The 11,491-nt window shown below is 44.8% G+C and carries 18 protein-coding genes and 1 rRNA gene; 1 reads left to right on the top strand and 18 read right to left on the bottom strand.

Annotation, left to right across the window (positions count from 1 at the left end):
* Positions 1–195: 195 nt before the first annotated feature.
* Positions 196–1,727, bottom strand: a 16S ribosomal RNA gene (locus ACXAD8_RS18795).
* A 479-nt stretch (positions 1,728–2,206) separates the two neighbouring features.
* Between ACXAD8_RS18795 and ACXAD8_RS18790 the strand changes: the two genes are divergently transcribed.
* Entirely contained in the window at positions 2,207–2,968 is a 762-nt protein-coding gene (locus tag ACXAD8_RS18790; protein ID WP_475231498.1) for a carboxymuconolactone decarboxylase family protein, read from the top strand.
* A gap of 67 nt (positions 2,969–3,035) precedes the next feature.
* On the opposite strand, the gene rplQ is transcribed toward ACXAD8_RS18790, so the two are convergent.
* The 17 genes from rplQ to rplN form a co-directional block, all read right to left on the bottom strand.
* Complete coding sequence (gene rplQ, locus ACXAD8_RS18785) at positions 3,036–3,437, bottom strand: 50S ribosomal protein L17 (protein WP_229531429.1); 402 nt, start codon at positions 3,435–3,437, stop codon at positions 3,036–3,038.
* 37 nt (positions 3,438–3,474) lie between these two features.
* Positions 3,475–4,464, bottom strand: a complete 990-nt coding sequence (locus ACXAD8_RS18780) for a DNA-directed RNA polymerase subunit alpha (RefSeq protein ID WP_229531428.1) — start codon at positions 4,462–4,464, stop codon at positions 3,475–3,477.
* 25 nt (positions 4,465–4,489) lie between these two features.
* Positions 4,490–5,110, bottom strand: a complete 621-nt coding sequence (gene rpsD / locus ACXAD8_RS18775; RefSeq protein ID WP_229531427.1) for a 30S ribosomal protein S4 — start codon at positions 5,108–5,110, stop codon at positions 4,490–4,492.
* 24 nt (positions 5,111–5,134) lie between these two features.
* On the bottom strand, positions 5,135–5,524 hold the full coding sequence (gene rpsK / locus ACXAD8_RS18770; protein WP_229531426.1) for a 30S ribosomal protein S11: 390 nt from the start codon (positions 5,522–5,524) through the stop codon (positions 5,135–5,137).
* A 15-nt stretch (positions 5,525–5,539) separates the two neighbouring features.
* Positions 5,540–5,896, bottom strand: a complete 357-nt coding sequence (gene rpsM, locus ACXAD8_RS18765; protein WP_475231497.1) for a 30S ribosomal protein S13 — start codon at positions 5,894–5,896, stop codon at positions 5,540–5,542.
* A 98-nt stretch (positions 5,897–5,994) separates the two neighbouring features.
* Positions 5,995–6,108: a 50S ribosomal protein L36 gene (gene rpmJ, locus ACXAD8_RS18760; RefSeq protein WP_338291052.1), complete on the bottom strand. Its 114-nt coding sequence runs from the start codon at positions 6,106–6,108 to the stop codon at positions 5,995–5,997.
* 21 nt (positions 6,109–6,129) lie between these two features.
* Positions 6,130–7,446, bottom strand: a complete 1,317-nt coding sequence (gene secY / locus ACXAD8_RS18755; RefSeq protein WP_475231496.1) for a preprotein translocase subunit SecY — start codon at positions 7,444–7,446, stop codon at positions 6,130–6,132.
* Between the two features lie 5 nt (positions 7,447–7,451).
* A complete protein-coding gene (rplO, locus tag ACXAD8_RS18750) occupies positions 7,452–7,886 on the bottom strand; it encodes a 50S ribosomal protein L15 (RefSeq protein ID WP_475231495.1) in 435 nt (144 codons plus the stop codon).
* A gap of 3 nt (positions 7,887–7,889) precedes the next feature.
* Entirely contained in the window at positions 7,890–8,069 is a 180-nt protein-coding gene (rpmD, locus tag ACXAD8_RS18745) for a 50S ribosomal protein L30 (protein WP_229531421.1), read from the bottom strand.
* 6 nt (positions 8,070–8,075) lie between these two features.
* The gene (gene rpsE, locus ACXAD8_RS18740; RefSeq protein WP_229531420.1) at positions 8,076–8,579 is read right to left on the bottom strand and encodes a 30S ribosomal protein S5; all 504 of its coding nucleotides are present in this window, start codon (positions 8,577–8,579) and stop codon (positions 8,076–8,078) included.
* A gap of 9 nt (positions 8,580–8,588) precedes the next feature.
* Positions 8,589–8,942: a 50S ribosomal protein L18 gene (rplR, locus tag ACXAD8_RS18735; RefSeq protein WP_475231494.1), complete on the bottom strand. Its 354-nt coding sequence runs from the start codon at positions 8,940–8,942 to the stop codon at positions 8,589–8,591.
* Between the two features lie 12 nt (positions 8,943–8,954).
* Entirely contained in the window at positions 8,955–9,488 is a 534-nt protein-coding gene (rplF, locus tag ACXAD8_RS18730; protein ID WP_475231493.1) for a 50S ribosomal protein L6, read from the bottom strand.
* A 14-nt stretch (positions 9,489–9,502) separates the two neighbouring features.
* Positions 9,503–9,895 (bottom strand): 30S ribosomal protein S8, encoded by a 393-nt coding sequence (rpsH, locus tag ACXAD8_RS18725; protein ID WP_229531417.1) that lies wholly within the window; start codon positions 9,893–9,895, stop codon positions 9,503–9,505.
* 12 nt (positions 9,896–9,907) lie between these two features.
* Positions 9,908–10,213, bottom strand: a complete 306-nt coding sequence (gene rpsN, locus ACXAD8_RS18720) for a 30S ribosomal protein S14 (protein WP_475231492.1) — start codon at positions 10,211–10,213, stop codon at positions 9,908–9,910.
* Between the two features lie 11 nt (positions 10,214–10,224).
* Positions 10,225–10,764: a 50S ribosomal protein L5 gene (gene rplE, locus ACXAD8_RS18715; protein WP_229531415.1), complete on the bottom strand. Its 540-nt coding sequence runs from the start codon at positions 10,762–10,764 to the stop codon at positions 10,225–10,227.
* A 16-nt stretch (positions 10,765–10,780) separates the two neighbouring features.
* The gene (rplX, locus tag ACXAD8_RS18710) at positions 10,781–11,095 is read right to left on the bottom strand and encodes a 50S ribosomal protein L24 (protein WP_338291044.1); all 315 of its coding nucleotides are present in this window, start codon (positions 11,093–11,095) and stop codon (positions 10,781–10,783) included.
* Between the two features lie 12 nt (positions 11,096–11,107).
* A complete protein-coding gene (gene rplN, locus ACXAD8_RS18705; protein ID WP_229531413.1) occupies positions 11,108–11,473 on the bottom strand; it encodes a 50S ribosomal protein L14 in 366 nt (121 codons plus the stop codon).
* Positions 11,474–11,491 lie beyond the last annotated feature (18 nt).

Below are 11,491 nucleotides of genomic sequence, written 5' to 3'. Positions count from 1 at the left end.
TCAGCTTTTCCAGTTTGTTAAAGAACAGTTTAAGGATGATTTAACTCCAGAGAATTAAAAACCTTAATGATTAATCTACTTTTTGAACAAGAAGAGTAGTCATTAAGGCCCTTCGTCGGAATGAATTCCGACCTACAATTGACAATAAAACAATCTGTGTGAACATCGAATTGAATTCAATTCGACACCTTTACGTAAGGAGGTGATCCAACCCCAGGTTCCCCTAGGGTTACCTTGTTACGACTTCACCCCAGTCATGAAACACAAAGTGGTAATCGCCCTCCCGAAGGTTAGACTAACTACTTCTTTTGCATCCCACTCCCATGGTGTGACGGGCGGTGTGTACAAGGCCCGGGAACGTATTCACCGCAGTATGCTGACCTGCGATTACTAGCGATTCCGACTTCATGGAGTCGAGTTGCAGACTCCAATCCGGACTACGACAGACTTTAAGGGCTCCGCTCCACATCACTGTCTCGCATCCCTCTGTATCTGCCATTGTAGCACGTGTGTAGCCCTACACGTAAGGGCCATGATGACTTGACGTCGTCCCCACCTTCCTCCGGTTTGTCACCGGCAGTCTCCTTAAAGTGCCCAACCAAATGCTGGCAACTAAGGACAAGGGTTGCGCTCGTTGCGGGACTTAACCCAACATCTCACGACACGAGCTGACGACAGCCATGCAGCACCTGTGTCAGAGTTCCCGAAGGCACCTATCCATCTCTGGAAAGTTCTCTGCATGTCAAGTGTAGGTAAGGTTCTTCGCGTTGCATCGAATTAAACCACATGCTCCACCGCTTGTGCGGGCCCCCGTCAATTCATTTGAGTTTTAACCTTGCGGCCGTACTCCCCAGGCGGTCTACTTAGCGCGTTAGCTTCGCTACACACAGAAATGAATCCGCATACAGCTAGTAGACAGCGTTTACGGCGTGGACTACCAGGGTATCTAATCCTGTTCGCTACCCACGCTTTCGCACATGAGCGTCAGTTTTTGGCCAGAGAGCCGCCTTCGCCACTGATGTTCCTCCAGATATCTACGCATTTCACCGCTACACCTGGAATTCCACTCTCCTCTCCAAAACTCTAGCTATACAGTTCCAAATGACTCTCCCAGGTTAAGCCCGGGGCTTTCACATCTGGCTTATATAGCCGCCTGCGTGCGCTTTACGCCCAGTAATTCCGATTAACGCTCGCACCCTCCGTATTACCGCGGCTGCTGGCACGGAGTTAGCCGGTGCTTCTTCTGTGAGTAACGTCACAGCTAAAGGGTATTAACCTTCAACCTTTCCTCCTCACTGAAAGTGCTTTACAACCCGAAGGCCTTCTTCACACACGCGGCATGGCTGCATCAGGGTTTCCCCCATTGTGCAATATTCCCCACTGCTGCCTCCCGTAGGAGTCTGGGCCGTGTCTCAGTCCCAGTGTGGCTGATCTTCCTCTCAGAACAGCTAGAGATCGTCGCCTTGGTGAGCCTTTACCTCACCAACAAGCTAATCTCGCTTAGGTTCATCCCAGGGCGAGAGCCGAAGCCCTCTTTGGTCCATAGACGTTATGCGGTATTAGCCATCGTTTCCAATGGTTGTCCCCCACCCCGGGGCAGATCCCTAAGTATTACTCACCCGTCCGCCACTCGTCAGCGATAGCAAGCTATCCTGTTACCGTTCGACTTGCATGTGTTAGGCCTGCCGCCAGCGTTCAATCTGAGCCATGATCAAACTCTTCAATTAAAATCGAAAATATAAATTTTTTGGGTCGACATCAAAATCAATCGATGCCCACACAGATTGTCTTATTGCTGATTGTTAAAGAACGTTTGCTCGAGCCTCTCCTCAAGCGGGATGCGCATTCTACACTTCCCGTTTGGCTTGTCAACATTTTATTTGAGTTTATTTTTTCAAGTAACTTGTTGTAGCCCGCTTACTTAAAGGCCCGTAGAGTTTTCACTAAATTAGGTTTTAGACTTTAAGAAGCCGCTTCGAAAGATTGTCTCCCCAAGCGAGGCGCGCATTCTACAGACATGATTTACACCGTCAATACTTTATTTAAAGTTTTTTAGGTATTTTATTTAATTGCTGGGTTTTTAAACTATTATTGCTATTTTTGTTAACATCCTGTTTAATTTGAAAACTTTTGGTAACAAATTGAACTTTTAACCGATACATAAGTCATATTAGAGCTATAGGTTAATTTCTTAAGAGATCTTCAAATGAAGCTTAGAATAATAAGTGCGCTATTAATTTCCATGGCTGGAAACACACTCGCATTTGAAGGGAACTCAAATGACTCTTTTTACGTAACATCGGAATTTATACAAAAGCAGGTGCAGCAGAATATGTCTGTTGGGCGTGCGGTTAAAAGTATTGTAGAACACTATCCATTACATGCAGCTCGCATCGTCGATACCACTTTAGATCTTTATCCAGAAAAATATAAAGACATTGTTTATGCTGCCGTTTCTGCAGCTCCCTCTTTAACTAAAGAGATTGTTGCTGTAGCGATAGATAAAGGTGTAACCAGTTGCCCTAATATTGTAGAAGTGGCAATTAACGCAGAGCCAAGTTATGTAGACTTTGTAGTTCATGCGGCAGCCAACACCACTCCCGACGAATTAAAGGATATTGTGCGAGTAGCAGTGGTTACAGAACCAGACTCAGCTGATCGCATAGTCCAAACGTTAGTAGAAACTCATCCTAATGATGTAGTCGATATTGTTAAAACCGCAGTTGAGGCAGTACCCTTTGTTGGTGAATATATTGTAGATGCCTTATTGGCCGTTTTCCCGGGTAAAGCTGAAGATGTAGTGACTACTGCGTTAAAAGAATCTTCATCTAAAAGAGAGTATTTACAAAAGATTTTAGAATCTGCTCAAAATGCCGGATTAAGTGATAGTACAGTAAAAGAATATGCATTAAAGGGCGGAATTAACGAAGAAGAGTTTGCCGCAATAATGAAGGAATTGAAAAAATAAGGAGTTAAGAAAGACTTTTTATTTAGATGGGTATAAAAACAAAAAACCGGGCTTTCGCCCGGTTTTTTTATTCTGCTACAGCTTCTTCTGAAACTGCTTCAACTTCTGCTTCTGGTCTATCTACCAGTTCAACAAAAGCCATAGGTGCGTTATCACCAGTACGGAAGCCACACTTTAAAATACGAGTGTAACCACCAGGACGCTCAGTATAGCGAGGACCCAACTCATTGAATAACTTACCTACTACCTCTTTATCACGTGTACGAGCAAAAGCCAAACGACGGTTTGCAACGCTGTCTTGCTTAGCAAGAGTAATAAGAGGTTCAATTACGCGACGTAGCTCTTTAGCTTTTGGCAAAGTAGTTTTAATAACTTCATGCTTAACTAGTGAGCTAGCCATGTTACGAAACATAGCCTGACGATGGCTACTGTTTCGATTTAACTGACGACCACTCTTACGATGGCGCATAATATCACCCTTCTCTTTTAATCAGAAAGTTGCCTGATTAATCCTTCTCGACGATGCTTTCAGGCGGCCAATTTTCCAGGCGCATACCCAAAGACAACCCACGAGAGGCCAACACATCTTTAATTTCAGTTAGCGATTTCTTACCCAGATTAGGGGTCTTCAACAGCTCAACCTCGGTGCGTTGTACCAGGTCACCAATGTACTGAATTGCTTCTGCTTTCAAGCAGTTTGCAGAACGTACTGTCAATTCAAGATCATCCACCGGACGCAGAAGAATAGGATCAAACTCAGGTTTCTCTTCTTTTTCTTCTGGCTCAGTCATATCGCGCAGATCTACGAACGCTTCTAATTGCTCAGCTAAAATAGTAGCTGCGCGGCGAATCGCTTCTTCCGGGTCGATAGTACCGTTAGTTTCCATATCGATGATCAACTTGTCTAAGTCTGTGCGCTGTTCAACACGGGCAGACTCTACATTGTAGGCAATACGATCTACAGGACTGTAGGAAGCATCAACCAACAGACGACCAATTGGTCTATCATCATCTTCAGAGGAGCGACGGGTAGAAGCAGGTACATAACCACGACCTGTCTCAACTTTGATGCGCATGCTGATTTCTGAATCACCTGTTAATGTACAAATCAGGTGTTCTGGATTAGCAATTTCAACATCTCCGTCATGCTGGATATCTCCAGCAAGTACAGGACCTGCACCTGACTTCACTAACGTTAAAGTAGCTTCAGTTTTACCTTCAAGACGCACTGCCAACCCTTTCAGGTTCAACAGAATTTCAATCACGTCTTCCTGAACGCCTTCTTTAGTGCTGTACTCGTGTAACACGCCGTCGATCTCGACTTCAGTTACCGCACAACCAGGCATTGAAGATAAAAGTATTCTGCGTAAAGCATTACCCAGAGTATGACCGAAACCACGCTCCAGAGGCTCTAAAGTAACTTTAGCGCGCGTACCAGTAACGTTCTCGATTTCTACCAGTCTAGGTCTTAGGAATTCAGTTACAGAACCCGACATATATCCTCTCTTTAACTTTTAACCTTTACTTACTGTAAAGTTCGACGATAAGTTGTTCGTTGATTTCAGCAGACAAATCACTACGCTCAGGTACACGTTTAAAAGTACCTTCCATTGCTTTAGCATCTACCTCAATCCAGGTAGGCTTTTCACGCTGCTCGGATAATTCCAGAGCGGCAGCAATACGCGCTTGCTTTTTCGCTTTTTCACGAACTGATACAACGTCTTCTGCAGATACATTGAATGAAGGAATGTTTACTACTTGTCCGTTAACCATAATAGCTTTATGGCTGACTAACTGACGAGCTTCAGCACGAGTGCTGGCAAAACCCATTCTGTATACAACGTTATCAAGACGCTGTTCTAATAGTTGTAGCAGGTTTTCACCTGTGTTGCCTTTACGGCGAGCCGCTTCACCGTAATAATTACGGAATTGCTTCTCTAAAACGCCGTACATACGACGTACTTTTTGTTTCTCACGCAACTGAACACCGTAGTCTGATAAACGACCACGACGTGCACCGTGTTGACCAGGTGCAGTTTCAATATTACATTTTGAATCAATTGCACGAACACCGCTTTTCAGGAACAAATCTGTTCCTTCGCGACGGCTTAATTTGAGTTTAGGACCCAAGTATCTTGCCATGATATTTCTCCAACAATCCGTCGATTAAACGCGACGTTTTTTCGGTGGACGACAACCGTTGTGAGGAATAGGCGTCACATCTGTAATATTAGTAATGCGGTAACCTGCCGCATTTAAGGCACGGATAGCAGATTCACGACCTGGACCTGGACCTTTTACGAATACTTCAATGTTTTTCAAACCATATTCCTGCGCAGCAACGCCGGCTCTTTCTGCAGCTACCTGAGCAGCAAAAGGAGTTGATTTACGAGAACCACGGAAGCCTGAGCCTCCAGAAGTTGCCCATGAAAGAGCGTTACCTTGACGATCAGTGATAGTCACGATTGTGTTGTTGAACGACGCATGGATGTGCGCCATACCATCAGCAACTTGACGTTTTACGCGCTTACGAGCACGAGTTGGTGCTTTAGCCATAACTTACTCCCCCGCTTACTTCTTAATTGGCTTACGAGGACCTTTACGGGTACGCGCATTAGTTTTAGTGCGCTGACCACGTAAGGGCAAGCTACGACGGTGGCGTATGCCACGGAAGCAACCAAGGTCCATCAAACGTTTGATGTTCATTTGAACTTCACGGCGCAGGTCACCCTCAACAGAGAATTTAGCTACCTGATCACGCAAATTGTCCAATTCAGCTTCTGATAATTCTTTAATTTTTGTACTTTCCGGAATACCAGCTTCGGCACAGATTAATTTTGCGCGTGTATTGCCGATCCCATAGATCGAGCGTAACGCTACAACTGTGTGCTTGTGTTCCGGAATGTTAATGCCAGCTATACGGGCCATTAACAGCACTCCTCTAAGTTAGTCGCCAGATAAAAAGCCCGTAAGGATACTTATCCGGCATAAAATTGCAAACTATTTCTGACTTTTGTCAGAAACGATTAACCTTGTCGTTGCTTATGCTTTGGCTCTTTACAAATCACACGCACAACGCCGTTGCGCTTGATGACTTTGCAATTACGACAAATTCTCTTTACGGATGCACGAACTTTCATTTCATCACTCCGTTATGCCACTTAGCGGCCATAGCCTTTTAAGTTGGCTTTTTTCAATACAGACTCATACTGATGAGACATCAAATGAGTTTGTACCTGCGCCATGAAATCCATGATTACCACTACGATAATCAGCAGTGATGTACCGCCAAAGTAGAATTGTACATTCCAGGCGATCATCATGAACTCAGGCACTAAACAGATAAAGGTTATATAAAGAGCACCGGCCAGTGTCAGGCGAGTCATTACCTTATCGATGTACTTAGATGTTTGCTCACCAGGACGAATCCCAGGAACAAATGCACCAGACTTTTTCAAATTATCCGCAGTCTCACGCGGGTTGAATACCAACGCCGTGTAGAAAAAGCAGAAGAAGATGATAGCCGCTGCATATAACATTACGTACAAAGGTTGACCTGGTGACAGCATCAAAGAGATGTCTTGTAACCAAGCCAAAGACTCGTTTTGTCCAAACCAGGTTGCAATAGTACCTGGGAACAAAATGATACTGGAAGCAAATATAGGTGGAATTACACCCGCCATATTTACTTTCAGCGGTAAGTGAGTGCTTTGTGCAGCATAAACCTTACGACCTTGTTGACGCTTCGCATAGTTAACAACGATTCGACGCTGACCACGCTCTACGAAAACGACGAAGTAAGTGACTGCCATTACAATCACACCGATAAATAACAAGAACAACAGACTCAAATCTCCGGTTCTGGCTTGTTCTGCGGTTTGACCTATAGCTGTCGGTAAACCTGCAACAATACCAGCGAAGATAAGAATTGAAATTCCGTTACCAATCCCTCTTTCAGTAATCTGCTCACCTAACCACATCAAGAACATGGTACCGGTGACCAGACTTACCACTGCCGTAAAGTAGAAACCAAATCCAGGATTTATTACCAAACCTGATACAAGGTTAGGTAAACCAGTCGCAATTCCTATCGCCTGAAAGATGGACAATACCAGCGTAAAATAACGCGTGTACTGGCTGATCTTACGACGACCTGCCTCGCCTTCTTTTTTCAGCTCCATCATTGGCGGATGGATTACTGTCATCAGGTTAATGATGATAGATGCTGAAATGTAAGGCATGATTCCCAGTGCAAAAACTGAAGCACGTTCCAAAGCACCACCGGAGAACATGTTAAACATCTCTACGATCGTGCCTTTTTGTTGCTCAAATAATTGAGCAAGAACGGCAGAATCAATGCCAGGAATAGGGATATAAGAGCCTAGTCTGAAAACGATTACCGCGCCCAATACGAACAGCAGTCTCGCTTTAAGCTCGCTCAAACCACCTTTTGCTGAATCCAATCCTGGTTTCGCCATTTAGGTTATTCCTCTACTTTACCGCCAGCCGCTTCGATTGCTTCTCGAGCGCCTTTAGAAACCTTTAAGCCCTTAACAGTTACCGCGCGAGTAACTTCACCGCTCTTCATAACTTTTACGAACAGCTTGTCTTTCTTAATAAGACCAGCAGCTTTCAAAGTTTCTAAAGAAACAGTGTCGCCTTCTACCTTAGCGATTTCAGTCAATGTAACCTGGTCAGAAACCAGTGATACACGTGAAGTGAAACCGAACTTAGGCAAACGACGCTGAATTGGCATTTGACCACCTTCGAAACCTGGCTTAACGCTGCCACCTGAACGAGACTTTTGTCCCTTGTGACCACGACCACCAGTTTTACCCAGGCCAGAACCAATACCGCGACCTACGCGCTTACCAGATTTTTTGGCTCCTGGAGCAGGAGCAATAGTATTTAAGTACATAACTTACTCCCCTACCACTTCTACCATGTAGTAAACCTGGTTGATCATCCCACGAACCGCAGGTGTATCTTCCAATTCACGAACATGGCCAATTTTACGTAAACCTAAGCCTTTCAAAGTAGCTTTGTGCTTAGGCAAACGACCAATAGAGCTCTTTGTTTGCTTGACTTTAACTGTTGCCATCGTCAATTACCCCATAATCTCGTCAACAGACAAGCCACGCTTCGCAGCAACTTGTTCTGGTGAGTTCATGTCAGTCAACGCTTTGATCGTTGCACGAACAACGTTGATTGGGTTAGTTGAGCCATAGCACTTAGACAATACGTTTTGTACACCAGCTACTTCAAGAACTGCACGCATTGCACCACCAGCGATGATACCCGTACCCTCTGAAGCAGGCTGCATGTAAACTTTTGAGCCTGAGTGACGACCCTTGATTGGGTGTTGTAATGTGTGACCGTTAAGATCCACTGTTACCAGGTTGCGACGTGCTTTTTCCATTGCTTTTTGAATAGCAGCTGGAACTTCACGCGCTTTACCGTAACCAAAGCCAACGCGACCGTTACCATCTCCAACTACAGTCAATGCTGTGAAGCTGAAAATACGACCACCCTTAACTACCTTTGCTACGCGGTTAACAGCGATTAATTTTTCTAACAGTTCACCACTTTGTTGAGGTTCTACTCTAGACATAATCTACTCCTAGAACTGAAGGCCAGCTTCGCGAGCTGCTTCAGCCAGTGCTTTAACACGACCGTGGTACTTGAAGCCACTGCGATCGAAAGCTACTTCTTTAATACCTTTCTCAATTGCACGTTCAGCAATTGTTTTACCTACTGCAGTAGCAGCGTCGGTATTACCAGTTGACTTAAGATCTTTACGTACATCTGCTTCAACTGTAGATGCAGCAGCTAACACTTCTGATCCAGTTGGCGCAATTAATTGTGCGTAAATGTGGCGAGGTGTACGGTGTATCACCAAACGGTGTACGCCTAACTCACGCATCTTAAAACGTGCACGAGCGGCGCGACGTAAACGAGATGTTTTCTTATCCATCGTACCTACCCCTTACTTCTTCTTAGCTTCTTTACGAAGTACAACTTCATCAGAATAACGAACACCTTTACCTTTGTAAGGCTCTGGCGGACGGTATCCACGGATGTTAGCTGCAACCTGGCCAACTACCTGCTTGTCAGCGCCTTTGACGACGACTTCAGTTTGGCTAGGAGTTTCGACAGAAATACCCGCCGGCATTTCATATACAACGGGATGAGAGAAACCCAGAGTCAGGTTCAGTTTGTTACCCTGTGCTTGCGCACGGTAACCAACACCGATCAGCTCTAACTTTCTTTCGAAACCAGTAGTTGCACCGATTACCATGTTGTTCAGTAGTGCACGAGCAGTACCTGCTTGTGCCCACGCATCATCAAAACCTTCACGAGGAAGGGCTTTAACCGCGTTTTCTTCCTGAACGACTTCAACAGCGTCGTTGAATACACGAGTAAGCGTGCCGTTTTTACCTTTTACTGTAACTTCCTGACCGTTGATAGTTATCTCAACGCCAGATTGAAGTTCTACAGGTGCTTTTGCTACACGTGACATTGAATAATCCTCCGTTACGCTACGTAGCCGATGATCTCACCACCCATGCCAGCTTTACGCGCAGCACGGTCAGTCATCACACCTTTAGAGGTAGACACAATGGCAATACCCAATCCACCCAATACTTTAGGCAGCTCATCTTTTTTCTTATAGATGCGCAGACCAGGGCGGCTGGCGCGTTCGATAGTATCGATAACGCTTTTGCCTTCGAAGTATTTCAAAGTAACTTCTAAAGTCGGCTTTACGTCGCCTTCTTTACTGAAATCTTCAATGTAACCTTCTTGCTTTAATACATTTGCGATTGCAACACGAATCTTAGAACAAGGCATAACAACAGATACTTTACCTGCCATTTGACCGTTTCTAATACGTGTGAACATATCCGCGATAGGATCTTGCATACTCATATTTGCTACTCCTTACCAGCTGGCTTTTTTCAGACCAGGGACTTCACCGCGCATCGCTGCTTCACGCAGCTTGTTACGGCTCAGGCCAAATTTGCGTAGGAAACCATGAGGACGGCCAGTGATACGACAACGATTTTGTTGACGTGAACGAGCAGAATCTCTTGGTAGTTGTTGTAGCTTAAGTACTGCGTCCCAACGCTCTTCATCAGAAGAATTTACACTGCTGATGATAGCTTTAAGTTCAGCACGCTTAGTTGCGTATTTGGCTACTAATTTTGCACGCTTTACTTCACGTGCCTTCATTGATTCTTTTGCCATAACCCTACACCTTATTTACGGAACGGGAAGTTGAAAGCAGATAACAGTGCCTTTCCTTCCTCGTTTGTGTTAGCTGATGTGGTGATAACGATATCCATACCGCGCACTTTATCTACCTTATCGAAATCGATTTCAGCGAAGATAATTTGCTCCTTGATACCCATGCTGTAGTTACCACGGCCGTCGAACGATTTAGGGTTCAGACCACGGAAGTCACGGATACGAGGAATTGCGATAGAGATTAAACGCTCAAAGAATTCCCACATACGATCGCCACGCAGAGTTACTTTGCAACCAATAGGGTAGCCTTCACGGATTTTAAAACCAGCAACAGACTTACGAGCTTTAGTTACCACTGGCTTTTGACCAGCGATTAACATCATATCGTTAGAAGCGTTCTCAAGAACCTTCTTGTCTGTTAATGCTTCACCCAAACCCATGTTCAGGGTGATTTTTTCTATCCGAGGGACTTGCATGACGCTCTTGTAACCAAACTCTTTAGCGAGTTGTGGAACGACTGATTCTTTATAAAAATCATGCAGTTTCGCCATCGTATTCTCCAATTAATTAAATCTGTTCACCGTTTGATTTGAAGATACGGACTTTTTTGCCATCTTCAAAACGGAAACCTACACGATCAGCTTTACCCGTTTGAGGGTTAACGATCGCTACATTTGATACATGAATAGATGCTTCTTTTTCTACGATGCCACCAGGAACGTTCAACTGTGGGTTGGGTTTCTGATGTTTCTTAACCAAATTCACACCTTCGACGATTACGCGGTCTTTGCCAGTGATAACCTTAAGGACTTTGCCTTGCTTACCCTTGTCTTTACCTGCTAAAACGACGATTTCATCATCACGACGAATTTTACTTGCCATAATCGCGACTCCTTATAGTACCTCGGGTGCCAATGAGACGATCTTCATGTTGTCTGCACGAAGCTCACGGGTCACAGGACCAAAGATACGCGTACCTATTGGCTGCTTGTTATTGTTTAACAAAACAGCTGCGTTGTTATCAAAACGGATAATTGAACCGTCTGGACGACGAACGCCTTTTCTAGTACGCACCACCACCGCATTCAAGACATCACCTTTTTTCACCTTACCGCGAGGAATTGCTTCCTTAACAGTAACTTTGATGATATCGCCAATGCCTGCATAACGGCGATGCGAGCCACCAAGGACCTTAATACACTGAACCCTGCGAGCGCCGGAATTGTCCGCCACATCCAGGTTAGTTTGCATTTGGATCATGTTAGTGCTCCGCTAATT

It is taken from the genome of Planctobacterium sp. AWH2_060 (assembly GCF_056158425.1).
This window is presented reverse-complemented; position numbering and strand designations above follow the sequence as displayed.

Excerpts from the sequence above, each read along its gene's own strand:
- rplE (WP_229531415.1), bottom strand. The coding sequence starts at position 10,764 with ATGGCGAAACTGCATGATTTTTATAAAGAATCAGTCGTTCCACAACTC.
- rplN (WP_229531413.1), bottom strand. The coding sequence starts at position 11,473 with ATGATCCAAATGCAAACTAACCTGGATGTGGCGGACAATTCCGGCGCT.
- ACXAD8_RS18780 (WP_229531428.1), bottom strand. The coding sequence starts at position 4,464 with ATGTCGGGTTCTGTAACTGAATTCCTAAGACCTAGACTGGTAGAAATC.
- rpsN (WP_475231492.1), bottom strand. The coding sequence starts at position 10,213 with ATGGCAAAAGAATCAATGAAGGCACGTGAAGTAAAGCGTGCAAAATTA.
- rpmD (WP_229531421.1), bottom strand. The coding sequence starts at position 8,069 with ATGGCAACAGTTAAAGTCAAGCAAACAAAGAGCTCTATTGGTCGTTTG.
- rplX (WP_338291044.1), bottom strand. The coding sequence starts at position 11,095 with ATGGCAAGTAAAATTCGTCGTGATGATGAAATCGTCGTTTTAGCAGGT.
- rpsH (WP_229531417.1), bottom strand. The coding sequence starts at position 9,895 with ATGAGTATGCAAGATCCTATCGCGGATATGTTCACACGTATTAGAAAC.
- ACXAD8_RS18790 (WP_475231498.1), top strand. The coding sequence starts at position 2,207 with ATGAAGCTTAGAATAATAAGTGCGCTATTAATTTCCATGGCTGGAAAC.
- rplR (WP_475231494.1), bottom strand. The coding sequence starts at position 8,942 with ATGGATAAGAAAACATCTCGTTTACGTCGCGCCGCTCGTGCACGTTTT.
- rplO (WP_475231495.1), bottom strand. The coding sequence starts at position 7,886 with ATGTACTTAAATACTATTGCTCCTGCTCCAGGAGCCAAAAAATCTGGT.
- rpsD (WP_229531427.1), bottom strand. The coding sequence starts at position 5,110 with ATGGCAAGATACTTGGGTCCTAAACTCAAATTAAGCCGTCGCGAAGGA.
- rplQ (WP_229531429.1), bottom strand. The coding sequence starts at position 3,437 with ATGCGCCATCGTAAGAGTGGTCGTCAGTTAAATCGAAACAGTAGCCAT.
- rpsK (WP_229531426.1), bottom strand. The coding sequence starts at position 5,524 with ATGGCTAAAGCACCAACTCGTGCTCGTAAGCGCGTAAAACGTCAAGTT.
- rpsM (WP_475231497.1), bottom strand. The coding sequence starts at position 5,896 with ATGGCCCGTATAGCTGGCATTAACATTCCGGAACACAAGCACACAGTT.
- rplF (WP_475231493.1), bottom strand. The coding sequence starts at position 9,488 with ATGTCACGTGTAGCAAAAGCACCTGTAGAACTTCAATCTGGCGTTGAG.
- rpmJ (WP_338291052.1), bottom strand. The coding sequence starts at position 6,108 with ATGAAAGTTCGTGCATCCGTAAAGAGAATTTGTCGTAATTGCAAAGTC.
- rpsE (WP_229531420.1), bottom strand. The coding sequence starts at position 8,579 with ATGTCTAGAGTAGAACCTCAACAAAGTGGTGAACTGTTAGAAAAATTA.
- secY (WP_475231496.1), bottom strand. The coding sequence starts at position 7,446 with ATGGCGAAACCAGGATTGGATTCAGCAAAAGGTGGTTTGAGCGAGCTT.